This is a genomic window from Anaerobacillus sp. QJM3NY_32, from assembly GCF_056173645.1.
In genome coordinates this window covers 2,497,015-2,520,179 of sequence record NZ_CM149684.1, presented here as the reverse complement: position 1 = coordinate 2,520,179, position 23,165 = coordinate 2,497,015, and the positions used below count along the sequence as shown (strand labels likewise).

Sequence of the window (23,165 nt, the reverse complement as noted above, 5' to 3'; positions counted from 1 at the left end):
GAATGTTACCCGGTTTTAAAATAAGTAAACAGATGAAAAAATTTGATACAATATAAAGAAGAAGGAATTGGGTGATTGATACATGCAATATTTAGATGGTGTGCTATTATATATTTTTGACCGTTTTAGAGGAGAGCGTTCACTATCAGCCGTTTTCCATCTCCTTACTGGGAAAAAATCTTCACAAACGATTCAGGATGCAAAACTATTTAACGTTTCAAATTTTTTTGGTGTTTTGAATCAAATCAAACGATCTCAACTCGTAGATCATTCCGCTAAGCTTCAAAAAGTTAAATTGATTGAGCCTAACCAACATAATGGTTTTAAGGTCACATTAAAAGGCAAAGAAAAATTGGGCGCTTTCCTGGTAGATAATCCTATTCCCACATACTTAGAAGGATGGAAGTATCATTCTATTAGTGATTTATTCTGGCAGCGGCTTAGTTTATACGTTCAAACGCTATCTTATTCAATCCATGGAAACATGAATTTTTATCCTATAAGCAAAGAAGAGAATATTCAAAACTGGGTCAGGCTTCACTTTCCAAGCGTGAAAGAACAGCGAGCCATTTTAGCAAATGATTTGTACAAAGAAATATCAGCTATTTTACTCCAACTCCCATCACATCATGCGGCATTATTTGTCAATCGGCTAAGTGGTAAAGGAAGGACAGGACTTACTTTTGCTCAAATGAGTACATCGAACAAGATTAGTGTGGAAGAAGCTACAGTACAATTTCAGAATGTAATTCATGCTTTTCTAACGTATATTCAAAATAATCCTCTTAAATTCCCTATATTGGGAACAGTGGCGAAAGGGTATGAGGGCGAGTGGCCGTTGACGTCTTCAACGAGGCAGACGTATACCTTTCTTCAATCGGGAGTGTCACTTGAACAAATAGCTCAAAGGCGTCGATTAAAGAGAAGCACGATCGAGGATCACCTCGTAGAAATTGCAATAAATGTACCTGGCTTCTCAATTGATCCTTTTGTATCTCAAGATGCACAGAGGGAAATACGATTAGCGAGCGAGAAATTAAACAGTCAGCGTTTAAAAACAATCAAACAGTATTTAGATGATAATTATTCATACTTTGAAATCCGATTAACACTTTGTAAGGAAGGGATTTAATGGCTTTAACAGACTTGTTATACAAGCATTTTGGATACCGCGAATTTCGTCAAGGACAGCAGGAAATCATCTTGGATGTGCTAGAAGGAAAAGACGTTTTTGCAATGCTTCCTACAGGTGCAGGTAAATCGCTATGTTATCAACTTCCAGCATATGCAGGCCTGGCACATATTCTTATTGTTTCGCCTCTCATATCGTTAATGGAAGATCAAGTACAGCAATTAAAAGCACAAGGAGAAAAGCGAGTCGTTGCGTTAAATGGTTTTCTTCCCTTTGAGAAACGAATCTCGATTCTAAAAAACTTATCGCGTTACACCTTTATTTACGTATCACCAGAAATTCTTCAAAATAAGTTTGTGCAAGATGCTTTAACTCAATTGGATTTAGGGTTAATGGTCGTGGATGAAGCACATTGTATTTCTCAATGGGGCCATGATTTTCGAACAGACTATTTAAAACTTGGTGTGATTAGAGACAAGCTTGGTAAACCTCCGGTTCTTGCGTTAACAGCTACAGCTACAGATGAAGTGCGGAATGATGTTATGGATCAATTGCACATGAAGATACCCGCTATTCATATACACAGCGTCGATCGACCTAACATTGCTATTAAGCTAGATAAATTGCCTTCACTTGAAACGAAAATCCAAGCGTTAAAGCGGTATGCTAATGAGTTAGAAGGGCCTGGAATCATCTATTTCTCAAGCAGGAACTGGGCAGATAGAATTGCAAAAGAATTAAATGATGACGTGAAAACCGTAGCATCTTATCACGCAGGAATGGAGCAGGAAGATCGGTTATTAATACAGCAGCAGTTTCTAAATGATGAGCTATCCATTGTTTGCTCGACAAATGCTTTTGGAATGGGCATTAACAAGAGCAACATTCGATTTGTGATTCATTTTCATCCCCCAGCTACAATCGAAAGCTATTTGCAAGAAATTGGTCGAGCGGGAAGGGATCAAAATCAAGCGATAGCTATTCACTTGTATACAGAAGAAGATGAATTTCTACCCCTTTCATTTATTGATGGAGAACTGCCTAAAGAGGTGCAAATTAAAGAAGTTATGAGAGACTTATCTAGCCGATCAGGTGAAACATATTCAAGTAGCCAAATAGAAAATGAAGGCGCGAAGTTTGGGTTGAATGAAACGGCGTGGCGTTATTTGTTCCACCGTCTAGAAGTTGAAGGAGTGATAGAGGATAAAGTTATTCGCTCTTTTGAGGTCGATTCTACTTTAATGAAAATAATAGATGAAACAGAAATCCGGCGTAAAGAAAAACTTGTTAAGTGGTTTGGATTCAAAAGCTGGTTAGAAGAAGAGCAGTGTCGAAGAAAAGGTTTATTAGCTAGGTTCGGTGAAACGAATCATATTATTAACCCATGTTGTGATTATTGTGGTTTAAACCTTGAAGATTATGCGGCTAGTCATGATCACAGTGATTCCTCACCACAAGAAGAATTTGACTGGGATGCTGAACTGAAACGGATGCTGACAGTGGGCGGGGAGGATACCAGTGAGAAACCGACAGGCTGAAATAGTAAAACAATTAACTGATCGTGAGCTGGTATTAAATGTTTACTTAACACAGGCGATCATGCTTATTCTAGCCTTTGTACTGGGAGCTTTTCTATTTGGGGAGGTATGGTTTCTTCCTAAAATTGTAGAATTTAATTGGAGTGACATAGTCTACCTAGGAGGTGGTGCAGGCTTACTCGTTGTTCTAGCTGATCTTCTTTTGATGAAATCTCTTCCGGATGAGAAATTAGATGATGGAGGGATTAACGAACGGATATTTTCCAAGCTTTCTGTGCATCATATTTTCTTTTTGTCATTTCTTATATCTTTTAGTGAGGAACTGATGTTTCGAGGAGTCATTCAAACACACTTCGGACTAATACTTTCAAGTGTATTATTTGCAATGATACATGTTAGGTATCTTGCTAAGCCAGTATTATTCACATCTGTTGTAGGAATCAGTTTTTTGCTAGGCATTTCATATGAGGTGACAGGTAATGTTCTTGTCACGATGTCAGCTCATTTTTTTATTGATTTTATTATGGGTTGTTTGATAAAAAGGAAAACACGTCTGTGAGTAACTACATCATGAAAGGTGAGTCTTATGAAAAACGATCGTCCGCTACCCTCTAGGAAGGAATTCCATCGGAAAAAGGAAAAACAAAAAAAGCAGTCACGAAGCAAAGGTAGTGAAGAGAATGAACTTCCATCTCTTGCGCTAATCCGAGTGCTCGCGCTGCTATTTATAAGCATGGTTGCCATATTTCTTTTATATTCTTATTTTTCTTAATATGTTTTCCTTATTCAATGCCCCCCTGTATTATCTGGCGTATATGTTGCATAAACTAGTTTCTATAAAAGGGGGGACTAGAGTGGATGCGTTCAAACAATGGAATCTTCCACAGCCACAATCTAAAATGACAAACGTTTTGTTAGAAGAGTTAGTGGAAAGAAAAAATGCTGAAATACAGTTTAATGGAAAATCTCAATTTTATGGGTATGTTCTTTCATGTTTACTTTTAGGTATAGGCGGCCTATTCTGGTACGAGCTAGAAAAGAACTCATCTTTATTTGTAAATGGGTTCTCCCCGTCATTGATGCCATTTTTTATGTTGATGGTTAGTTTGAGTATAGTAGCATATTTTCAATTAAGAAAGATTGCAAAAAAATGCAAAAAGGCCGAGGAAGAATTTGAATCTTTAAGATTGGAGATATTAGACCGAAGTGATGAACTGTTTGAAGGACAATTACAGTGGCAAAATCGTCATGCTGTTTTTAAGTATTTGAAAGATCAACATGGAATTAACCTTTATTACAAGTGAACTTTATCTTTGTTCAGGACAACCGAAAAATAAATATTGTTCAATTTGGAAATGATTTCCGTTAATAGAAAGCGCATCTTCTGCAAACATTTCAATTTTTCCGAAGGCAACAGTATCTTTAAGTTTTGGGCAGAAAACTTCTACGGGCATACCTAAACGACGGTTGAAATCCAAATCTTCATTACGTAACAATGATTTGGTTTTAAGTTTGTTTATCATAGATCCATCATCTCCGTTTTATTGTTTCCGTCCCAATTGGTCTGGTTATGCTTTAATCTTACCTCAAAAAGACTGAATCTTCAAGCAATTAAAAAGCCCAATTTACGGAAGAAATCGCCTCAATATCACATGAATTTCTCAATTAGAAGGATATTATCTTTGAAATGTGGTATTAATTAAGAGTAATGATCTTACAAAGAGGTGATAGCAGTGTATGTACGTAGTGCAATGAAACCAATTAGAGAAACTGTTTATGTGAATCATGACACAAAGTTGGATGAAACCCTGAAATTATTGAAGGAACGTGAAATTGATGGTGTCCCCGTTATCCAGGGAACGAAATATGTTGGTATCGTTACTTTTAATCGCATTTACAAAGCGTTTTTCAAAAGTGATGCAACAGATAAAGAAATGTTTCTTAAGGAAACCAATGCAGGGGATATTGCTTTCCAAAAAAATGTTACGGTTGATCAGGAGGAAGTGTTTGAGAATACGCTCCTTTTAGCAAAAAATGCACCACTTGTAGCCGTGGTTGATCAAAAGGAAGATTTCATTGGAATCATTACTAGATCAGATATACTTGATCAATTCCAAAGTGCTTTTGGTATGAGAAAGCCGGGAATTCGAATTGCCTTTGCATCTTCTGAAACAGAGGGAAGAATTGCAAGACTAGCTAAAATAGCAAAGAGTTTTCATGAAAATATTATTTCCCTCTCTACTTTTGACGAGTCAAACCAAAATGTACGAAGGATTGTAATGAAGATCGAGAAAAAAGAAAATATCGATCAATTTATTGCAAAACTTGAACAGAATGGATTTAAAGTACTCGATATTAAAGAAGTATGAGAGATTAGTACCCATAAAGCCTCCTACTCTTACATACGTTAGAGTGGGGGGTTTTACTATGCCGCTTCTCTTGATAAGGGTTATGACAATATTTTGTTTACTGTATTTAGCTGAAAGTAACTTGAATTTAAAAAGTATGACCTTCACTGATTTAATGTTAAACAGTGCGCGCTATGGTTTTGGGGCGATTTGTTTTTTATTTGGATTTTTAGTCGTGGCAAGAGTAATCAGGGAGCATGTAGAGAGCTTTCTTGCATTCGGAATCAAAAACAAAGCTCACCTTATAACGTTCTGCATTGAAGCTAGTTTGTTAATTGGCGTATACTGGGTATTGTTTCAAAATAATAAGTGGTTATCTCTAGCTTCCCTCGTGATGGCATTTATATATGGTGGTTTGTCTGCTAATATAAGGGCTGCAAGAGAAGTGAAACGCTTTCAGAGGAGCAATGAAACATGAACTATATCATTGGGATCTTTTTGGCAGGTGTACTGTTATTAATTTATATGTGGGTTGAAGCTCATCTAAATCGAGTCCACACGAAGGAACTTTACATTAAACAACTACCAAAAAGCTTTGAATCATTTCGGATTTTTTTCATTTCAGATTTACACAATCGATTGGTTTCTGAGAAAATTTTAGAAAAGGTGAGAGATCAGGTTGATATTGTAATAATAGGTGGAGACGTTATGGAAAAAGGGGTATCTTTTGATAAGGTTGCTAAAAACATGAGGAATCTTAGCGCTCTCGCCCCTTGTTATTTCGTTTGGGGGAATAACGATTATGAAGAAAATCCTGCAAAGCTACAAAAAATTCTAGTTGATCACGGAATCCACATCTTAAAAAACCAGGCAGAAACGGTAATGAAAAATAATGATGGAATAAGTTTATTAGGAATTGATGACCTTTCAACAGAAAACGCTTCACTTCAGGAAGCGCTTAATGGAGCGTCAGAAGACCTTAAGATCCTGGTTAGTCATAACCCGGACATTAAACAAGGTTGGCCAGAAGAGAGTGGGATTCAATTGATTTTATCCGGACATACTCATGGAGGTCAGATTCGACTGTTTGGATGGGGGATAAGAGAAAAAGGTGGAATTAAGAATATTAATGGGACAACCGTAGTAATCAGCAATGGATATGGCACTACAACTTTACCGTTAAGATTGATGGCGCCAGCTGAGTCACATATTTTTATATTAAAAAGGAAATAAATACAAAAAAACAAAGCGACGCTTATACAAAGTTTACACAAACATCATTCACCCTTTATACTAGGTGTGATAATGGCTGTATTAGAGGGGAAGATGACTATGTCTGCAGGTAAGTATAATATTAAAGCGGTCTCGAAAAAATTAGGTATTCAACCCGGGACCTTGAGGGCATGGGAAAGGCGTTATAATATTATTTCTCCAATAAGAAATGAAGCTGGTCATCGTCTTTATTCGGAAGAGCATATGTCAATATTAAAATGGCTGGTCCAAAAAACAACGCAAGGCTTTACAATTAGTCAGGCCGTTGAATTGCTTGAGAATGGAAATGATTCATCAGATACAGATAGTATGGGCACTGATATGGTTCAGGATAGGGCTCAAATCTTAGCTGATGAAATCCTTGAAGCCCTTTTAGCTTTTGATGAGAATAAAGCGCAAGATTTGTTGAACCAGGCTTTCTCTGTCTTCAGTATAGATAAAGTTGTTCATGATATATTGGCTAAACTACTTGTGAGGGTTGGAGACCTATGGGAAAATGACAAAATAACAATAGCGCATGAGCATTTTACTACCGCTTTCCTTCGTTCTAGAATCGGTATGATTTTCCATACGCTTCCTGTCGATGGGTACCTCCCAAAAGTAATGGCTGTTTGCTCAACTGGTGAATACCATGAGCTTGGATTATTAATTTTCACTCTGTATCTTAGACGGAAAGGGTTCGAAGTCATTTACCTCGGATCGAGCATACCAGAAGAGGATATTGAGATCGTCGTAGAAGATACTGACCCCAAAATTCTGTTTCTATCATGCACGTTGATGACGAATTTACCAAGGTGTCTAGGTATGATTGATCGATTGAACCAACGTTTCTCTGAATTAACCATTGGAGTTGGTGGTTCAGCTATTGGACATTTACGTGATGAAAAGAGACAGGCTTACGAACCGTTTTTAGTTGGAAATAATAAAGAAGAATGGGATGCCTGGATCAAAGATAAAATTCAAAAGCTTACTACTTAGTTGAAAGTGGACATGACTTGTCTAAGCTTCCTTTGACAGTGTAAACTAGAAGAATATCGTCAACCAAGAACCATCTTTGTATTATCACATATAGTATGAATAAAGGATTTGCGGGTGACAGACGGTAGGGGGGAATTAGATGCGTCTTGAACGTTTAGCATATGATAAAATAAAAATATTTCTAACTTATGACGATTTAAATGAGCGTGGAATTACGAAAGAAGAGCTCTGGCAGGACGTACCGAAAGTTCATAGGCTTTTTCGTGAGATGATCATGGAAGCTGATGATGAACTTGGATTTAAAGTCGATGGTCCTATCGCTGTAGAAGTATTTTCACTTCCTGCTCAGGGAATGGTAGTCATTGTCACAAAAGGTTCCGGTGAGAGTGAATTTGAAGAGGACTACAACGATGAGTATATTGAAATGCAAGTGACCCTTGATGAAAGCGATGAAGTTTTCTATGAGTTTCGTTCTTTTGAAGATGTGATTGGTCTTTCGAAAAGATTGATCAATGTGGGTATACAAGGAGGAACACTTTATTCCTATCAAAACCATTTTTATCTTAAGTTTGATGAAGAGGAATTTGCAGAGTATGAATTAGATTCTCTAGTCGCTTTACTGGCTGAATTTGGGAATCCTTCCACAATTACAAGCTACCGGGTGATGGAATACGGCAAACAGATTATGAAGACAACTGCAATCGAGCAGTTAAATCATTATTTCAAATAAGGTTCTGGAGGCTATCTGTATCATTCCAATTTGATTCTTAACATTCGAAATGATTCAGTTATTGCTTTCTTGAACACGAAAAAACCTCCCAAAGGAGGTTTTTTTAGGTGAGCAGGGATTTAGATGAAGATTCGGCGTTTTCCCACGCTTTAATGAAATATTCTTTATTGTTGTATTTCATGAAACCCTCTTGATTATATATGGTTGGAAAAGCTCTTTCAACGGAGAGGTGTTGCGTTCGATGCGCAAGAAGAGCTTCTCTTACGGGATTTATATGGTCACTTGAGAATGATTTCATCAATGTAATCGAATCATCAGGGTCAGAAAAAGCAGGATGGCCTGTTTCATCAGCTAATGACTGTGGGAAGGTAGTGTAGTATAATTCCTTCACAATGTTTGTTTCTTGTACTGCCTGGAGCGTTGCAGCTTGAATCGCTTTGTGGTCAGGATGCCCTGATAATCCATGGGGTGGAAAGGTGATGACAACGTCAGGTTTAACTTCTTTGATTCGGTTGATTACATCATTTTTAAGCACATTTGGAGGCAAAGAATTTAACTTCCCGTCCTGATATTCACCGATATATAATTCATCGATGCCAAGTAGCTTAGAAGCTTTTTCAAGTTCTTTCCGTCGAACGGATGCGAGTTCTTCGGGGCGACAAATAGCTGGTTCGCCGCATTTACCAGCGTCACCAGGTGTTGCACTATATAAAACGGTTTTAATATCTTTTTTGTTCGCTAACTCTAATAATGTTCCTCCGCAAGTAAAGCTCTCATCATCAGGGTGAGCGAAGACAAACATAAATGTTTGAGACATAAGGGCATTTCCTTTCATAAATAAGATTACTGCCAGTATACAAAAAGTAAAAGACTTTTTTCCAATAATATTATTTATCGATGGTCATTAGGGATAACATAGTGTTCGAAAAACATGGTATGATGAGAGAAGTTTTGATTAGTTCCACTCGATTAACTATCGAATATAATGACATACATAAATGTAGCCCAGGAGGTATAAAGAATGAAAGTTGGAGTACTTTATGGAGGAACCTCTGCAGAAAGAGAAGTTTCTTTATCTAGCGGAAAAGGAATTATGAGAGCTCTAAAAAATAACGGTCATGAAGTAGTTGGAATTGACTTCCATCCAGATCGCTTAGCTGAAGTAATGGAACTTGATGTAGACATTGTTTTTATTGGTCTTCATGGTAAGTATGGGGAAGATGGTAGAATTCAAGGTTTACTCGATATGCTACAAATTCCTTATGTAGGATCCGGAGTACTTGGATCTGCCGTTGCGATGGACAAAGCAAAAAGTAAGAAAGTACTAAGAGATTCAGGCATTCGCCTTGCTCAAGATTTCGTTCTTCATAAATCGCATGACCACCGTTCTTTGGAATTACCTTTTGGATATCCAGTTGTTGTAAAACCAAACAGTGAGGGCTCAACGATAGGCTTAACAATTGCTAAGAACGAAGCAGAGCTTCAGCAGGGGATTGAAGAGGCATTTCGATTTGATGATACTGTAATCCTTGAGGAATTTATTTCTGGCACAGAAGTGACTGTTGCCGTAATGGGAGCTAAAGGTGATGTTAAGCCACTTCCAGTCGTAGAGATTGTTCCGAAAAATGAATACTATGATTATGAATCGAAGTATTCTGAAGGGGGAAGCGAGCATATTGTCCCTGCACGTATATCGTCTGATTATACGACACTTATCCAAGAGCAGTCGATAGTGGCACATGAACTGCTTGGTTGTGAGACGTATTCTCGAGTAGACTATATTGTGCCGAATGATGGATCGAATCCTGTTTTTCTCGAAGTAAATACATTGCCAGGTATGACACCGACAAGCTTGTTTCCTGACGCGGCTAAAGAGATTGGATATTCCTATGAACAGATGATTGAAAACCTTATTCAATTAGGATTAAAAAAATAGTAAAAGGAGAGACCTCACAAATTGTGAGGTCTTCTTTTTAATTGACATGACTACGCCCTTACTTGGTAAGCGTTTTCATTACTATGGAACAATTTGCATAAATGTAGCATGAATGCCTTCTCATAGCTTACCTAAACGTGTATACTATGTTTTGAAAGCAGAGCAATGGAACATTCTATAAACAACATATGAACTTTAACAATTAAAATCGAATAGGCTATGCTTCATTTAGCCTAAAAAGTACAAAAACAGCAGAGTAAGTGCACAGTAATGGGAGGTAAAGCAATGGTCGACAAAAACGAAACAGATAATGGACAAGGAAATAAGAAGAAACGGAACGTATTAGAGTCGACGCAATCAGTCATTCACGAAGCGCTGGACAAATTAGGCTATCCGAGCGAAGTTTATGAACTATTAAAGGAACCAATGAGATTAATGACAGTTCGGATTCCAATTCGAATGGATGATGGTTCTATAAAAATATTCACTGGGTATCGTGCGCAGCACAATGATTCTGTTGGACCCACTAAAGGTGGGGTTCGCTTCCATCCAGATGTGACAGAAACAGAAGTTAAAGCGCTATCTGTTTGGATGAGCCTTAAAGCAGGGATTGTAGATCTTCCTTATGGAGGAGGTAAAGGTGGAATTATTTGTGATCCGCGTGAGATGTCTTTTAGAGAACTAGAACGATTGAGTCGAGGGTATGTAAGAGCAATTAGTCAAATTGTAGGTCCAACAAAAGATATACCTGCACCAGATGTATTTACGAACTCTCAAATTATGGCCTGGATGATGGATGAGTATAGTCGAATTAGAGAATTTGATTCTCCTGGATTTATTACTGGTAAACCTCTCGTATTAGGTGGTTCTCATGGTCGTGAATCCGCCACCGCGAAAGGCGTTACCATTTGTATTCGCGAAGCTGCTAAGAAAAAGGATATCAAAATAGAAGGTGCACGTGTCGTTATTCAAGGTTTTGGAAATGCGGGTAGTTTTCTAGCGAAATTCATGCACGATGCGGGTGCTAAGATTGTAGGAATATCAGATGCATATGGAGCTCTTCATGATCCTGAAGGTCTTGACATTGACTACTTATTAGACCGACGTGATAGTTTTGGAACAGTTACAAAGCTCTTTAAAGAAACAATTAGCAACAAGGAGCTTCTTGAACTTGAATGTGATATTCTTGTTCCAGCTGCTATTGAGAATCAAATTACGGAAGACAACGCACATCAAATTAAAGCAAGTATTGTTGTGGAAGCAGCGAACGGTCCTACAACGATTGAAGCTACAAAAATTTTAACGGATCGTGGTATTTTACTCGTACCAGATGTTCTTGCAAGTTCTGGTGGTGTAACGGTATCTTATTTTGAGTGGGTACAAAACAACCAGGGTTACTACTGGACAGAAGAAGAGGTAGAAGCGAAGCTTGAAAAAGTAATGGTAAACGCTTTTAATTCAATTTACCGAACTTCTGAAACGCGTCGCGTTGATATGAGACTATCAGCATATATGGTCGGCGTGCGTAAAATGGCTGAAGCCTCTAGATTTAGAGGATGGATATAAATAGTTGCCAATCCGATGAAAATTCCCTATCATTCAGGTAGGGAATTTTTCTATTGCAAAGAGTAGAATAATAAAAAGAAATGTTCCATTTCTTATGGATAGGTTCGGGAGTGAGTGAGATGAGAGAAGAACAAGTGGTTGTCATTGGCGCAGGTCCTTGTGGAATGTCTGCGGCAATTGAATTAATGAATGAGGGATACGATCCTCTAATTATCGAAAAAGGAAATATCGTGAATGCTATTTATCATTATCCAACGCATCAAACATTTTTTAGTTCAAGTGAAAAGCTTGAAATTGGTGAAGTACCTTTCATAATTGAAGAGCGGAAGCCAAAACGAAATCAGGCCCTTGCTTATTATCGGGACGTTGCTAAAAGAAAAGATCTTCGTATTCATTCCTTTGAAAAAGCAAATTTGATAACAAAGGAGAATGGTGCATTTATTATTGAAACGGAGAAAGTGCACGAATCCAAAAAAATAACATACCGCGCACAGCATTTAATCATTGCAACAGGATATTATGATAGTCCTAACTTTATGGGTGTTAAAGGAGAAGACCTCGATAAGGTTTTGCACTACTTTAAAGAGCCGCACCCTTATTTTGACCAGGATATTGTAGTGATAGGCGGTAAAAACTCAGCAGTTGACGCAGCATTAGAGCTTGAAAAAGCTGGGGCAAGGGTTACGATTCTTTATAGAGGAGCGGAATATTCAAAAAGTGTAAAACCATGGATTTTACCGGAATTTGAAGCTCTCGTTAGAAATAAGAAAGTGACAATGGAGTTTAATGCTTCATTAGTGGAAGTGAAAGAAAAAGAAGTCGTATATGAAGTGAAGGGTGAACAGAAGAGCATACCGAATGATTTTGTATTCGCAATGACCGGTTATCATCCTGATCATTCATTTTTGACAAAAATCGGTATAGAAATCGATCAACAAAGCGGGCGACCTGCTTTTGATCAAGATACGATGGAGACAAATGTAGAGAATTGTTATATTGCTGGCGTGATTGCCGCTGGAAATAACGCCAATGAGATCTTTATTGAGAATGGCAGGCTACACGGTGCATTAATAGCTCAGTCAATTATAGGAAAAGCACAAAAACCTACCAATTAAGGTAGGTTTTTGTGCTTTTAACAATCAAGGAAGGTCTCTGTTTCATCATCGTAAAAAGAAATTGTGTAATTCCTTGGGGTCTTCTGTTGCTTCGAGTGCAACGAGTAATTTCAAACGCGCTTTTTGTCCATTTAATCCGTTAGAGAAAATTACTCCATGTTCTTTTAAATGCTTGCCACCGCCTTTATAACCATAAACATCTTGTACAATGCCATTAAAACACCTAGAAACCATGACGATGGCGATTCCTTTTTCTCTTAGATGTTTGATTCCCTCCATCATATCCGGTGGTAAATTCCCCTGTCCAAGCGCTTCTATTACGATGCCATTAATGCCAATTTCTCCAGCAGCAAATAGTAGCTGTGAATCCATCCCTGCATAAGCCTTTAGAAGCATGACATTTTTCGTTAGTCCAGAAATATGATAGCGGTCTCTCATCGTTAAAGTATGGTGAAAGAAGACACGTTGTTTTGTTACGATCCCGATAGGGCCATATTGAGGACTTTGAAAAGTTGAAACATTACTCGTATGCGTTTTTGTCACATTTTTTGCCGTATGTATTTCATCGTTCAACACAACAAGCACGCCTTTTCCTTTTGCTTCATGGCAAGAAGCTACTTTTATGGATGAGAGAAGATTATAAGGTCCATCAGAGCCAAGCTCATTGCTTGAGCGCATCGCACCTGTTACGACGACAGGCAGATCTGTTTGCAGAACAAGATCTAGAAGGTAAGCCGTCTCTTCTAGTGTGTCGGTTCCATGCGTTATGACCACTCCGCTGATGTGTTCTTGTTTGATTCTAGTTTCAATCCTTTCCGCAATTGTAAACATGACCTCAGGTGTCATATGGGGGGAGGGAATGTTAATGTAATCATCAATAATAACGTCATTTCCAATTAGTAATTCGCTCAGTGTTGCATTTAGAGGATTTTCTTTACCTGGGCTAACAGCACCAGAGTTCTTATTTTCCTCCATAGCGATAGTTCCTCCGGTATGAATGATCAATAGCTTGCTCATTGCGTCACCTCATTGTTTTCCTAATAATTGTTTCCTTACATAAAGTAACATGATACGATTATAAAAGTATAGGTATGACTGATCCTGCTTAAAAATGAGGTTCAGGATAGAAATGGGGAAAGCCTATGTTAGCAGCAATAACTGCTGGAATAGCACCAGGCATTGCGCTTCTTTGTTTTTTTTATTTGAAACAACATCAGTATGAATCTGAGCCAATAGGCCCGGTTGTACGAAGTTTTGTGTTTGGTGCTATGCTAGTATTTCCAGTAATGGTGATTCAGCATGGTTTTGAGGTCGAAAACTTCTTGCAATCACCATTCAGTCAAGCGTACTTGATGTCTGGACTGCTTGAAGAATTTCTAAAATGGTTTATTTTCTATTTTACTGTATACATCCATATAGAGTTTCATGAGTTTTATGATGGGATTGTTTATGGTGTTGCTATCTCACTAGGATTTGCATCTGTTGAAAATGTCTTTTATCTTTTTGCATATGGCATTCAAGAAGCATGGTGGAGAGCGCTTCTTCCTGTTTCAAGCCACGCTTTATTTGGCTTAATTATGGGTTCTTATCTTGGAAGGGGAAAATTCTCATTGCAAAATAAGATTGGAAAGTGGATTTCTCTATCTCTTTTCGTTCCATTTTTGTTTCACGGAACATATAATTATTTAGTTCTTCAGGTGAACAGCAATACCATCTATTTAATGATTCCATTTGTGCTTGTTCTATGGTTTATAGGTGTAAGGAAAATCAAGGCTGCAAACCTTAATCAAGCAGAATTAATGGAAACGAAAGAAAACATGCCAATATGATAACAGTTTGAAAGATGCCGAAAAGGCATCTTTTTTGTTTTGTATAAAATACCTTCTGATACAAAAACTACACCTATGAAAACAGAATGATCAGGGAGGTCCACATCATGAGAAAGACAGTTCTTATTCTAAAAATCCCTCTAATAATTGGTCTGGTCTGTGCACCGCTTGTCATGGTATTTGATATGGAGAATCGAGCAGATGCATTTTCTAACCAAATCATCCAGAAGGGTGCAACAGGCAATGATGTCATTGAACTTCAAGCACGCTTAAAGCATATAGGGTTCTATACAGGCTCAATTGACGGCGTATTTGGATGGGGGACTTATTGGGCGGTTAGAAACTTTCAGTATGAATTTGGAATGGATGTTGATGGACTAGTTGGTCCTGAAATGAAAGCAAAGTTAAACAAGTCTACGAAGTATGATCCTTCCATTCAACAGCAGGTGAATAGTGGCAAAAGTCCTAATGTTTCACAATCAAATCAAAATAATCAAACGAATAAGCCAAAAGACTCAACTACTCAGGCGAAAAACGTGCCGTCCGGTTATTCCCAGAACGACATTAAGCTGCTTGCAAACGCAGTCTATGGTGAGTCAAGGGGGGAACCTTACGAAGGTCAGGTTGCGGTAGCCGCGGTCATACTAAACCGTGTTCAAAGTGCTTCATTTCCAAACACAGTTTCAGGAGTGATTTTTGAACCGAGAGCTTTTACGGCCGTCTCAGATGGACAAATATGGCTTACTCCAAATGAAAGAGCGAAAGAAGCTGTGATTGATGCAATAAACGGATGGGACCCAACTGGGGAAGCATTGTATTATTTCAATCCAAACACGGCAACTTCTGGATGGATTTGGACAAGGCCGCAAATCAAACAAATTGGTAAGCATATATTCTGTGAATAGTGGAGGTGGTTAAAATGATTCGTTCGATTTTAATTGGTGCGCTCGCAGTAGGCGTTGCTGGAACTAGCTACTGGGGGTACAAGGAACATCAAGAAAAAAATGCCGTGTTAATTAATGCGGAAAACACGTATCAGCGTGCTTTCCATGACTTAAACTTTCATATGGATGCACTAGAGGAGAAGATAGGGTCGACATTGGCGATGAACTCCCGTGGCAGTCTATCACCTGCCCTTGCAGAGGTATGGCGTTTAACGTCTGAAGCTCAAAATGATGTTGGACAACTCCCGCTAACGCTAATGCCTTTTAATAAAACGGAAGAATTTTTAACAAACATAGGTTCATTTAGTTATCGTGTAGCTGTACGTGATCTTGATGAAAACCCTCTGTCAGATGAAGAATATAAAACATTGAAGGAATTGCATAGTCATTCTACAGATATTAAAAATGAACTGAGAAAAGTGCAGGCGATGGTCATTGATCATAACTTACGTTGGATGGATGTGGAGCTTGCTCTAGCTTCAGAAACACAGGCTGAAGATAACACGATTATTGATGGATTTAAAACAGTTGATAAACAAGTGGAAGGGTATAGTGAAGTAAACTGGGGACCTGAGATTACTCAATTAAATGAAAAGAAAGAAAACCTGGACAAAAATATAGTCGGGAAAAAACTGACTGAAAAAGAAGCAAAGGAACATGTAATTGACTTTCTGGATCTTGATCCTAAAGCAAGCATTGATATAACGACTACTGGGGAGAAGTCAAAATACAAAGCCTATAGTTTATCAATTGAAGAGCCAGATTCGAAATCTAGTATCAATCTAGATGTTACAAAAAAAGGGGCAAAACCAATCTGGATTTTGATGGATAGAAAAATAGGAGATCAGAAGCTTAGTCTAAATGAAGCCGCTGATCGAGCAAGAGCATTTCTAAAAGAGCATGATATAACAAATATGAGCATTTCAGAAAGTAGTCAATATGATCGAGTAGGTGTATTTACTTTTGTATACAATCAGGAAGACGTTTTAATTTATCCAGATGCTGTTCATATTAAAGTTGCGCTTGATAATGGTGATATTTCCGGCTATGAATCCTTAGAGTATTTAACAAATCACCATGAAAGAACTTTGGACTCCCCAACTATTTCCAGGGATCAAGCGTTAGAACAAGTGAATCCAAATGTTCAAATAATGGAAGAAGGATTAGGTGTCATTCAAAACGATCTTGGAGAAGAAGTATTATGCTATGAGTTTATGGGTACGATTGATAATGAAACGTATCGCATTTTTATTAACGCATCTAACGAAAGAGAAGAAAGAGTTGAAAAAATGGACGGTACCGAAATGAATTACGATACCCTATGAGAGGAGCGAATGTATGGCGAGAATGGAACAATTATTAATAAAACTCATCGTCATTCAATTTGTTTTTCTTATTATTTCTCAAGTTCTTCTAACTCAAGAAGAGTTTCGTATCTATCTAAGCAAAGCGATTTATTATGAAGGTGTGCTAAAGGATATGCCTCCCCTGATTAGACGCCAATAGTGAATAGACCGATAAAATGTCTTGTGTTATGATAAATATGACATTTTGGTCGTACTGAGGAAAGCAGGTTCTCCTGCTTTTTTTGTACGTTAAATTGTCATTTATATGATCTAATTCGGATGGATGAATGGAATTTGGAGGCAATAATAATATGAACAAGCGAATAAATATAGCAATTGACGGTCCAGCAGGGGCCGGTAAGAGTACAGTTGCAAGAAAAGTAGCAGATAACCTATCTTTCCTTTATATTGATACAGGCGCAATGTATCGTGCATTAACGTATAAAGCTATTGAGAAGGACATTGATTTAGAGAATGGTCCTCTTCTTAAAGCCCTTCTAGATGATACAGTGATCGACCTACAAGTTGGTGAAAGTGAACAGCTTGTCTTGGTTGATAACATGGACGTAACAACAGATATACGTTCTTATGCTGTCACGAACAATGTTTCCTTTGTAGCAAGACAAAGTGAAGTAAGATTAGAAATGGTAAAGAGACAAAAGATGTTAGCTGATCGTGGAGGCGTTGTAATGGATGGACGTGATATCGGTACACACGTTCTTCCTGAGTCAGAGCTTAAAGTATTCTTAAGTGCTTCTGTAGAAGAAAGAGCCACGCGACGATATAATGAACTTATTGGAAACGGGACTGAAGCGGATTATGACCGTATCAAGGATGAGATTGCTTTAAGAGATAAGCGTGACACTGAGCGAGAAGTAGCCCCTCTTGTAAAAGCGGACGATGCCATAGAAATTGATACTACGAAGATGACAATTTCTGAAGTAGTGGACCAAATTTTACAATTAGCAAAAGAAAGGGCATGATCAAGTGAGCTTATACGGAGTAGGAAAAGGCTTATTTCATTTTTATTTCAAGGTATTCAATCGTGTAACAGTTGTTGGTCGTGAGAATATACCCAAAGACAAAGGGATTCTTCTTTGCTCAAATCATATTAATAACCTTGATCCGCCGCTAGTAGGTGCCATGTTTCCTAGAGATGTTCATTTTATGGCTAAATCAGAATTGTTTACCATTCCGGTACTAGGTAAATTGATTCATAAGGTTGGGGCTTTTCCGGTAAAACGAGGAATGAGTGATAAACAAGCTCTAAGAAGTGGAATGAAATTTTTGAAAGATGGCGGTGTTGTCGGCTTGTTTCCGGAAGGTACGAGAAGCAAAGATGGCGAATTAGGCGAGGGGCTTTCTGGAGCAGGTTTTTTTGCATTACGTCCAGAAGTGATGGTCGTACCGTGCGCAATTAAAGGATCTTATAAACCGTTTGGCCGCTTGAAAATCGTGTACGGAAAACCAGTTGACTTATCGCCGCTTCGTGAAGAACAGGGAGCAGCTAAAAAAGCCACTCAAGCTATCATGAAAGAAATTCAAGATCTTATTGAAATTCATCATAAATAATTCGATATTGTTAAAAAATTTAAATAAATGTGTCAGGATACTTGACAAATCCGTCATTTTTAGTGAAAGTTAGAGGAAAGGGTGCTTAACTTTTCAATAAATTTCTTTCGCTATAAGTGGAAGACTTTTATAAATCATATCGAAAAGTTTTATTTCTTTTGGATTGAAGGAGGAGTTTGTCAATGGGTGAAGAGATGAATCAGGAAATGACTGAGTTCAAATCATTCGAAATCGGAGAAGTGGTGACAGGTAAGATCTCCAAGGTTGAAGAAAAACATGCATCAGTAGATGTAGGTTTTAAAGTTGATGGAGTGCTGCCAATCAGCGAACTGTCAAGCCTTCACGTCGAAAAGGTTAGCGACGTGCTCTCAGAAGGTGATGAAATAGAAGTTAAAGTAATCAAAGTTTCTGAAGATGAGCTAGTGCTTTCTAAGAAAGCAGTCGAAGCTGATCAAGCCTGGGATGCTCTACAGGAGAAGTATGAAAACTCCGTTGCATTTGATGTTGAAATTGCAGACGTAGTTAAGGGCGGCCTTGTGGTTGACCTTGGTGTTCGCGGATTTATCCCGGCTTCTCTTGTAGAAAGACATTATGTTGAAGATTTCTCAGATTACAAAGGCAAAAACCTGAGCGTTAAGATTGTGGAATTTGATCCAGAGAAAGCAAAAGTGATCCTGTCACATCGTGCTGTTCTTGAGCAAGAGGCGGATCATAAGAAACAAGAAACGCTAGCATCTCTTCAAGCAGGACAAGTTGTCGAAGGGACAGTTCAACGTTTAACCGATTTCGGTGCTTTTGTAGATATCGGTGGAGTGGATGGCCTCGTTCATATTTCACAGATGGCTCATCATCGTGTTGAAACCCCATCTGAAGTTGTAACAGAAGGTCAACAAGTGAATGTTAAAATTCTTTCTGTTGATCGTGACAACGAACGTATTTCACTATCCATTAAAGAAACACTCCCGGGACCGTGGGAAGAAGTAAAAGGAAAACTTAGTACTGGAGATGAAATCGAAGGCACAGTGAAGCGTTTAGTTAGCTTCGGTGCATTCGTAGAAGTTGCTCCGGGTGTAGAAGGGCTTGTTCATATTTCAGAAATCTCGAACAAGCATATAGGAACTCCTCAAGAAGTTCTTTCAGAGGGAGAAACAGTTCGAGTGAAGATTTTGGATGTTAATCTTGATGAAAAGAGAATCTCATTAAGCATCAAAGTCCTCGAAACTGAACAAGTATCAAATGAAGTTGAAGAATATCAAAAAGAAAGTGACGGCAACTCGCCATTCTCTCTTGGAGATATGATCGGTGATCAGCTTAAAAAGTACAAATAAGTAAATGAAATCCTCTCTGCATTCATGCAGAGAGGATTTTTTTGATTTTTTAGATAGAAGGAAACGTATTAATCCTGTCCATTTCGTTTTCGAGCTTGGTCTGGTCCTTCAAGCATTGCTGCTCCATTATGCGAAAGCGACTGATCACGATCAGACTCTACTCGTTTCGATTTCTTAAGTTTTCTTTCCTGTCGATCTTTTCCCATCATTTAGCCTCCCTTCAACTGAACCTTTTCTTATCATGAAAAAAAGCTTCGAAAGTTATTCATTTACTTTTTTTAAGTCTATCTCTCATGAAAACGTCCCATACTGATCATAATGAGAGGAGGTAACGGAGTGGATGGGGCGATTTTTATTTGGTTTGTATGGATGGGAGTTGTCATCACAGTCTTTTTTCAAAAGCCATCTTTAGAAAGGACTGGGTCAGCGTTCTTAATGTTAGTGGCAATATGTGTCGTGAATAAAACCGTCATCCTGATGGGTTTTTCTGTAGCTGTTTTACTATTGCTTGCCTATGTTTGTGGATATCTCCTCTGGATAAAGAACGGTGTAAGAACGGTATACGCCATGATATTACTCATTATGTTAACAGCAGCTTATACTTCGATTCAGTTATTTGCCATATATGATCCTGTTTTTACTTACTTGTATACGAAGTGGTCGGTTGCCGCAATTCTTTTTATTATTATTCATCTAACACTGAATGGTTTTGCAGAGAGATGTTCGTTATTAATTCTTAGTATCGTTCATGGTGAGGTTATCTTAACAATGATTTTTCGAGGAATGGGTTTTGAGCGAACTGCTGGCGAGTTAGCTTCCTTCGATGTAATGGCCATTTCGATTATGGCAACATGGATCTGGTCCTCCTTTGTGAAATTAACAGTTCTTCTAGAGAAAACTGTCAAAAAACATCAAGAAAGACGGGGATATTCATGAATGAGTATACAATACCAATTGTATTTGGCGTGATAGCTGGTACGCTTGCGAGAATTTATATGTTTCGAACAGATTATAGGCAATACCCTACTTATCCACATGGTATGATTATACATCTCGCGCTTGGTTTTATTGCAGCTTCACTCGGGGCTCTCGTCGTTCCATCAATTATGGAGCAAGAATTTACAGCGGTGACATTCCTAACCCTAGCTGCATCGCAATTTCGGGAAGTACGCAATATGGAAAGAAAAACATTAACTGAAATGGATTCACTAGAGCTTGTCCCTCGTGGAGCGTCCTATATAGAAGGAATAGCTGTAACCTTTGAAGGGAGAAATTATTTAGTCATTTTCATTTCATTTGTCACGTCATTTGCTTATCTTGCAATAAATGTTTGGGCTGGATTAGTTGCTGCATTTCTTGCTTTTTTAGTAGCCAAAAAATACATGACTGGAAGTAAACTCGGAAAAATTGCGAATATTGAACAAAAAGAAGTTAAATTTGAAGGTGCAGGGCTATACGTTGATAACATCTATATTATGAATATTGGCATACCAGCGAGACAAAAAGAAATTTTAGAACATGGACTTGGATTTACGATTTCTCCAAAGAATTTTGATGCGCGAATGACGATTGGTAACCTCGGACAAAGACAAGCCATCCTTCATGACCTTGCTATATCTCTTGGAGTATACCGGGATTCAGGAACGCCTGCATTAGTACCATTAATTAAACGAGATTTGGACGATGGTCGAATTGGAGTTTTTATTCTACCTCAAAATAAAAGCGTGGATCTTGCCATGAAAGTCATTTCTCAAGTACCAACTCTTGAAAATGCGATAAGGATGCCTACGGAAACGAAGAAAAAAGGAAGTGACTCATCATGACTATTGAGAAAGCGATACTTGCAACTGTTACACTATCATTAGCACAGGCCCCCGTAGGAGCGAATGTGTTTGTATGTGAATCTCAAGATGAAATGGACGGCGTAGCCGCTGATCTTGAAGCTATACTAGATGGAATTGCTCATAAATTGAGCAATGGTGTTTATATTATTGTGAAGCATTAGCAAGTTTTCGAAGAGAAGTTACCAAGTTTCATTTGATCGTCTGTTGTTCATTGGTTGCTTTTTTGATAAGATATAAAAGCTATCGAAGACTATGCCCTTCTTATAGAGGAGGGTTTTTTACAATGAACTCCTGGAAAGTTTGTCCACGACTTTCTGGTTTCAAGCTTAGATAGTCTTTTAGAAAGGGCGTGCATAAAATGACAAAACCAGTTGTCGCAATAGTAGGTCGACCGAATGTTGGGAAATCGACCATTTTTAATCGTATAGTAGGAGAAAGAGTATCGATTGTAGAAGATACTCCAGGAGTAACAAGAGATCGTATTTATAGCAAAGGTGAATGGCTGAATCGTGAATTTAATATCATAGATACAGGTGGTATTGAAATAGGTGACGAACCATTTCTTTCTCAAATTCGTTATCAGGCAGAAATTGCAATAGACGAGGCGGACGTTATTATTTTCATGGTTAACGGAAGAGATGGCATCTCGAATGCGGATGAAGAGGTTGCAAAAATTCTTTATCGTTCCAATAAACCTGTTGTATTAGCTGTAAATAAAGTAGATAATCCTGAACAGCAAACGTTGATTTATGATTTCTATGCTTTAGGATTTGGAACTCCATTTGGTATTTCAGGTTCACATGGTCTTGGATTAGGTGATCTTTTAGATGAAGTCTTTAAATCATTCCCTGAAGTAGCAGAAGAAGAATATGACGAAGGAACGATTAAATTCTCATTAATTGGTCGTCCGAATGTTGGAAAATCATCGCTTGTTAATACGATTTTAGGAGAAGAGCGAGTGATTGTAAGTGATATTGCTGGTACAACTCGCGATGCTATTGACTCCATGTTTACTCGTGATGAACAGGATTATGTCATTATTGATACTGCTGGCATGAGAAAGCGTGGAAAAATTTATGAAACGACTGAGAAGTACAGCGTTCTTCGTGCAATGCGTGGGATTGAACGATCTGACGTCGTTTTAGTTGTGATTGATGGAGAAGAAGGCATTATCGAGCAAGACAAAAAAGTGGCGGGGTATGCTCATGAAGCTGGTAAAGCCATTGTTATTGTCGTAAACAAATGGGACGCAGTTGAGAAAAACGATAAGACGATGAGAGAATTTGAACAAAAAATTCGTGATCATTTCTTATTCCTTAGCTATGCACCGATTGTGTTCTTATCTGCCAAAACAAAGCAACGTCTTCATACATTGTTACCAGTTGTTAACACTGTAGCTGATAACCATGCCCTTCGTGTGAAAACGAATGTTTTGAATGAATTAATTATGGATTCCGTTGCAATGAATCCAACACCAACAGACAATGGGAAGCGCTTGAAAATTAACTATGCGACGCAAGTGGCTGTTAAGCCGCCTACCATCGTATTATTTGTTAATGATCCGGAACTGCTTCATTTCTCTTACAAACGCTTTTTAGAGAATCGTATTCGTGAAACATTTGGTTTCCAGGGGACTCCTTTACGAATTCTTGCACGTAGAAAAAGCGAATAATTAAGCTTGTTTCAT

General features: G+C 38.2%; 28 protein-coding genes. 24 read left to right on the top strand and 4 right to left on the bottom strand.

Features of this window, described 5'->3' with window-relative positions; translation table 11 throughout:
- Positions 1–82: 82 nt before the first annotated feature.
- The 5 genes from AC0VYH_RS13245 to AC0VYH_RS13225 all read left to right on the top strand — a co-directional run bounded on the left by AC0VYH_RS13245 (position 83) and on the right by AC0VYH_RS13225 (position 3,974).
- Positions 83–1,132, top strand: a complete 1,050-nt coding sequence (locus tag AC0VYH_RS13245) for a YpbB family protein (protein WP_475367682.1) — start codon at positions 83–85, stop codon at positions 1,130–1,132.
- Positions 1,132–2,670, top strand: coding sequence for a RecQ family ATP-dependent DNA helicase (locus AC0VYH_RS13240; RefSeq protein WP_475367681.1), 1,539 nt, complete (start codon positions 1,132–1,134; stop codon positions 2,668–2,670). The genes AC0VYH_RS13245 and AC0VYH_RS13240 overlap by 1 nt, the downstream gene beginning before the upstream one ends.
- Positions 2,651–3,229: a CPBP family intramembrane glutamic endopeptidase gene (locus tag AC0VYH_RS13235; protein ID WP_475367680.1), complete on the top strand. Its 579-nt coding sequence runs from the start codon at positions 2,651–2,653 to the stop codon at positions 3,227–3,229. The genes AC0VYH_RS13240 and AC0VYH_RS13235 overlap by 20 nt, the downstream gene beginning before the upstream one ends.
- A 27-nt stretch (positions 3,230–3,256) precedes the next feature.
- Positions 3,257–3,442 carry a hypothetical protein gene (locus tag AC0VYH_RS13230; RefSeq protein WP_475365388.1) on the top strand — a complete coding sequence of 62 codons (186 nt, stop codon included), beginning with the start codon at positions 3,257–3,259 and terminating at the stop codon, positions 3,440–3,442.
- Positions 3,443–3,524: 82 nt separating this feature from the next.
- On the top strand, positions 3,525–3,974 hold the full coding sequence (locus AC0VYH_RS13225; protein ID WP_194221961.1) for a DUF2663 family protein: 450 nt from the start codon (positions 3,525–3,527) through the stop codon (positions 3,972–3,974).
- 3 nt (positions 3,975–3,977) lie between these two features.
- Here the strand turns inward: AC0VYH_RS13225 and AC0VYH_RS13220 are convergent, their stop codons facing one another.
- Positions 3,978–4,193, bottom strand: coding sequence for a hypothetical protein (locus AC0VYH_RS13220; RefSeq protein ID WP_226613832.1), 216 nt, complete (start codon positions 4,191–4,193; stop codon positions 3,978–3,980).
- Between the two features lie 210 nt (positions 4,194–4,403).
- Between AC0VYH_RS13220 and AC0VYH_RS13215 the strand changes: the two genes are divergently transcribed.
- From AC0VYH_RS13215 to AC0VYH_RS13195, 5 genes are all read left to right on the top strand, one after another.
- Complete coding sequence (locus AC0VYH_RS13215; RefSeq protein WP_430246170.1) at positions 4,404–5,039, top strand: CBS domain-containing protein; 636 nt, start codon at positions 4,404–4,406, stop codon at positions 5,037–5,039.
- A gap of 58 nt (positions 5,040–5,097) precedes the next feature.
- Positions 5,098–5,496, top strand: a complete 399-nt coding sequence (locus tag AC0VYH_RS13210; RefSeq protein WP_430246172.1) for a hypothetical protein — start codon at positions 5,098–5,100, stop codon at positions 5,494–5,496.
- Positions 5,493–6,251, top strand: a complete 759-nt coding sequence (locus AC0VYH_RS13205; protein ID WP_430246174.1) for a metallophosphoesterase — start codon at positions 5,493–5,495, stop codon at positions 6,249–6,251. The genes AC0VYH_RS13210 and AC0VYH_RS13205 overlap by 4 nt, the downstream gene beginning before the upstream one ends.
- Before the next feature lie 93 nt (positions 6,252–6,344).
- Complete coding sequence (locus tag AC0VYH_RS13200) at positions 6,345–7,268, top strand: MerR family transcriptional regulator (protein ID WP_194222323.1); 924 nt, start codon at positions 6,345–6,347, stop codon at positions 7,266–7,268.
- A gap of 139 nt (positions 7,269–7,407) precedes the next feature.
- A complete protein-coding gene (locus AC0VYH_RS13195; protein ID WP_194221956.1) occupies positions 7,408–7,998 on the top strand; it encodes a genetic competence negative regulator in 591 nt (196 codons plus the stop codon).
- A 103-nt stretch (positions 7,999–8,101) separates the two neighbouring features.
- Here AC0VYH_RS13195 and AC0VYH_RS13190 read toward each other — a convergent pair whose 3' ends face one another.
- Entirely contained in the window at positions 8,102–8,815 is a 714-nt protein-coding gene (locus AC0VYH_RS13190) for a PIG-L deacetylase family protein (protein ID WP_194221955.1), read from the bottom strand.
- Between the two features lie 204 nt (positions 8,816–9,019).
- Between AC0VYH_RS13190 and AC0VYH_RS13185 the strand changes: the two genes are divergently transcribed.
- The 3 genes from AC0VYH_RS13185 to AC0VYH_RS13175 all read left to right on the top strand — a co-directional run bounded on the left by AC0VYH_RS13185 (position 9,020) and on the right by AC0VYH_RS13175 (position 12,615).
- Positions 9,020–9,934, top strand: coding sequence for a D-alanine--D-alanine ligase family protein (locus AC0VYH_RS13185; RefSeq protein ID WP_475365386.1), 915 nt, complete (start codon positions 9,020–9,022; stop codon positions 9,932–9,934).
- Positions 9,935–10,219: 285 nt separating this feature from the next.
- Positions 10,220–11,500, top strand: a complete 1,281-nt coding sequence (locus AC0VYH_RS13180) for a Glu/Leu/Phe/Val family dehydrogenase (protein WP_475372616.1) — start codon at positions 10,220–10,222, stop codon at positions 11,498–11,500.
- 119 nt (positions 11,501–11,619) lie between these two features.
- Positions 11,620–12,615 (top strand): YpdA family putative bacillithiol disulfide reductase, encoded by a 996-nt coding sequence (locus AC0VYH_RS13175; RefSeq protein WP_475365385.1) that lies wholly within the window; start codon positions 11,620–11,622, stop codon positions 12,613–12,615.
- A gap of 45 nt (positions 12,616–12,660) precedes the next feature.
- Here AC0VYH_RS13175 and AC0VYH_RS13170 read toward each other — a convergent pair whose 3' ends face one another.
- On the bottom strand, positions 12,661–13,632 hold the full coding sequence (locus AC0VYH_RS13170) for an asparaginase (protein WP_226613812.1): 972 nt from the start codon (positions 13,630–13,632) through the stop codon (positions 12,661–12,663).
- A 125-nt stretch (positions 13,633–13,757) separates the two neighbouring features.
- Here AC0VYH_RS13170 and prsW point away from each other — a divergent pair, with 125 nt between their 5' ends.
- From prsW to rpsA, 7 genes are all read left to right on the top strand, one after another.
- The gene (gene prsW / locus AC0VYH_RS13165; protein ID WP_475365384.1) at positions 13,758–14,444 is read left to right on the top strand and encodes a glutamic-type intramembrane protease PrsW; all 687 of its coding nucleotides are present in this window, start codon (positions 13,758–13,760) and stop codon (positions 14,442–14,444) included.
- A 173-nt stretch (positions 14,445–14,617) separates the two neighbouring features.
- On the top strand, positions 14,618–15,349 hold the full coding sequence (gene sleB, locus AC0VYH_RS13160; protein WP_475367491.1) for a spore cortex-lytic enzyme: 732 nt from the start codon (positions 14,618–14,620) through the stop codon (positions 15,347–15,349).
- Between the two features lie 14 nt (positions 15,350–15,363).
- Complete coding sequence (ypeB, locus tag AC0VYH_RS13155) at positions 15,364–16,713, top strand: germination protein YpeB (RefSeq protein ID WP_475365383.1); 1,350 nt, start codon at positions 15,364–15,366, stop codon at positions 16,711–16,713.
- Between the two features lie 13 nt (positions 16,714–16,726).
- Positions 16,727–16,894 (top strand): DUF5359 family protein, encoded by a 168-nt coding sequence (locus AC0VYH_RS13150; RefSeq protein WP_194221947.1) that lies wholly within the window; start codon positions 16,727–16,729, stop codon positions 16,892–16,894.
- 151 nt (positions 16,895–17,045) lie between these two features.
- Positions 17,046–17,717, top strand: coding sequence for a (d)CMP kinase (cmk, locus tag AC0VYH_RS13145; RefSeq protein WP_194221946.1), 672 nt, complete (start codon positions 17,046–17,048; stop codon positions 17,715–17,717).
- A 4-nt stretch (positions 17,718–17,721) separates the two neighbouring features.
- Positions 17,722–18,306 carry a lysophospholipid acyltransferase family protein gene (locus AC0VYH_RS13140; protein WP_430246185.1) on the top strand — a complete coding sequence of 195 codons (585 nt, stop codon included), beginning with the start codon at positions 17,722–17,724 and terminating at the stop codon, positions 18,304–18,306.
- A 182-nt stretch (positions 18,307–18,488) separates the two neighbouring features.
- A complete protein-coding gene (gene rpsA / locus AC0VYH_RS13135) occupies positions 18,489–19,634 on the top strand; it encodes a 30S ribosomal protein S1 (RefSeq protein ID WP_226613796.1) in 1,146 nt (381 codons plus the stop codon).
- Positions 19,635–19,702: 68 nt separating this feature from the next.
- Here rpsA and AC0VYH_RS13130 read toward each other — a convergent pair whose 3' ends face one another.
- A complete protein-coding gene (locus AC0VYH_RS13130) occupies positions 19,703–19,840 on the bottom strand; it encodes a YpzI family protein (RefSeq protein WP_430246187.1) in 138 nt (45 codons plus the stop codon).
- 130 nt (positions 19,841–19,970) lie between these two features.
- Here AC0VYH_RS13130 and AC0VYH_RS13125 point away from each other — a divergent pair, with 130 nt between their 5' ends.
- The 4 genes from AC0VYH_RS13125 (at position 19,971) to der (ending at position 23,150) form a co-directional block, all read left to right on the top strand.
- The gene (locus AC0VYH_RS13125; protein WP_430246190.1) at positions 19,971–20,570 is read left to right on the top strand and encodes a YphA family membrane protein; all 600 of its coding nucleotides are present in this window, start codon (positions 19,971–19,973) and stop codon (positions 20,568–20,570) included.
- Entirely contained in the window at positions 20,567–21,457 is an 891-nt protein-coding gene (locus tag AC0VYH_RS13120; RefSeq protein WP_475365382.1) for a YIEGIA family protein, read from the top strand. Before AC0VYH_RS13125 ends, AC0VYH_RS13120 begins: the two co-directional genes overlap by 4 nt.
- Positions 21,454–21,639, top strand: a complete 186-nt coding sequence (locus AC0VYH_RS13115; RefSeq protein ID WP_226613787.1) for a capping complex subunit for YIEGIA — start codon at positions 21,454–21,456, stop codon at positions 21,637–21,639. The genes AC0VYH_RS13120 and AC0VYH_RS13115 overlap by 4 nt, the downstream gene beginning before the upstream one ends.
- Before the next feature lie 197 nt (positions 21,640–21,836).
- Positions 21,837–23,150: a ribosome biogenesis GTPase Der gene (gene der / locus AC0VYH_RS13110; RefSeq protein ID WP_430246194.1), complete on the top strand. Its 1,314-nt coding sequence runs from the start codon at positions 21,837–21,839 to the stop codon at positions 23,148–23,150.
- Positions 23,151–23,165 lie beyond the last annotated feature (15 nt).

Bases quoted from the DNA above. Each gene is read 5' to 3' on its own strand.
- AC0VYH_RS13200 (WP_194222323.1), top strand. From the start codon at position 6,345: ATGACTATGTCTGCAGGTAAGTATAATATTAAAGCGGTCTCGAAAAAA.
- AC0VYH_RS13120 (WP_475365382.1), top strand. From the start codon at position 20,567: ATGAATGAGTATACAATACCAATTGTATTTGGCGTGATAGCTGGTACG.
- AC0VYH_RS13190 (WP_194221955.1), bottom strand. From the start codon at position 8,815: ATGTCTCAAACATTTATGTTTGTCTTCGCTCACCCTGATGATGAGAGC.
- AC0VYH_RS13115 (WP_226613787.1), top strand. From the start codon at position 21,454: ATGACTATTGAGAAAGCGATACTTGCAACTGTTACACTATCATTAGCA.
- AC0VYH_RS13210 (WP_430246172.1), top strand. From the start codon at position 5,098: ATGCCGCTTCTCTTGATAAGGGTTATGACAATATTTTGTTTACTGTAT.
- AC0VYH_RS13150 (WP_194221947.1), top strand. From the start codon at position 16,727: ATGGCGAGAATGGAACAATTATTAATAAAACTCATCGTCATTCAATTT.
- AC0VYH_RS13245 (WP_475367682.1), top strand. From the start codon at position 83: ATGCAATATTTAGATGGTGTGCTATTATATATTTTTGACCGTTTTAGA.
- AC0VYH_RS13240 (WP_475367681.1), top strand. From the start codon at position 1,132: ATGGCTTTAACAGACTTGTTATACAAGCATTTTGGATACCGCGAATTT.
- der (WP_430246194.1), top strand. From the start codon at position 21,837: ATGACAAAACCAGTTGTCGCAATAGTAGGTCGACCGAATGTTGGGAAA.
- AC0VYH_RS13230 (WP_475365388.1), top strand. From the start codon at position 3,257: ATGAAAAACGATCGTCCGCTACCCTCTAGGAAGGAATTCCATCGGAAA.
- sleB (WP_475367491.1), top strand. From the start codon at position 14,618: ATGGTATTTGATATGGAGAATCGAGCAGATGCATTTTCTAACCAAATC.
- AC0VYH_RS13180 (WP_475372616.1), top strand. From the start codon at position 10,220: ATGGTCGACAAAAACGAAACAGATAATGGACAAGGAAATAAGAAGAAA.
- rpsA (WP_226613796.1), top strand. From the start codon at position 18,489: ATGGGTGAAGAGATGAATCAGGAAATGACTGAGTTCAAATCATTCGAA.
- AC0VYH_RS13175 (WP_475365385.1), top strand. From the start codon at position 11,620: ATGAGAGAAGAACAAGTGGTTGTCATTGGCGCAGGTCCTTGTGGAATG.
- cmk (WP_194221946.1), top strand. From the start codon at position 17,046: ATGAACAAGCGAATAAATATAGCAATTGACGGTCCAGCAGGGGCCGGT.
- AC0VYH_RS13170 (WP_226613812.1), bottom strand. From the start codon at position 13,632: ATGAGCAAGCTATTGATCATTCATACCGGAGGAACTATCGCTATGGAG.
- AC0VYH_RS13195 (WP_194221956.1), top strand. From the start codon at position 7,408: ATGCGTCTTGAACGTTTAGCATATGATAAAATAAAAATATTTCTAACT.
- prsW (WP_475365384.1), top strand. From the start codon at position 13,758: ATGTTAGCAGCAATAACTGCTGGAATAGCACCAGGCATTGCGCTTCTT.
- AC0VYH_RS13220 (WP_226613832.1), bottom strand. From the start codon at position 4,193: ATGATAAACAAACTTAAAACCAAATCATTGTTACGTAATGAAGATTTG.
- AC0VYH_RS13185 (WP_475365386.1), top strand. From the start codon at position 9,020: ATGAAAGTTGGAGTACTTTATGGAGGAACCTCTGCAGAAAGAGAAGTT.
- ypeB (WP_475365383.1), top strand. From the start codon at position 15,364: ATGATTCGTTCGATTTTAATTGGTGCGCTCGCAGTAGGCGTTGCTGGA.
- AC0VYH_RS13130 (WP_430246187.1), bottom strand. From the start codon at position 19,840: ATGGGAAAAGATCGACAGGAAAGAAAACTTAAGAAATCGAAACGAGTA.
- AC0VYH_RS13205 (WP_430246174.1), top strand. From the start codon at position 5,493: ATGAACTATATCATTGGGATCTTTTTGGCAGGTGTACTGTTATTAATT.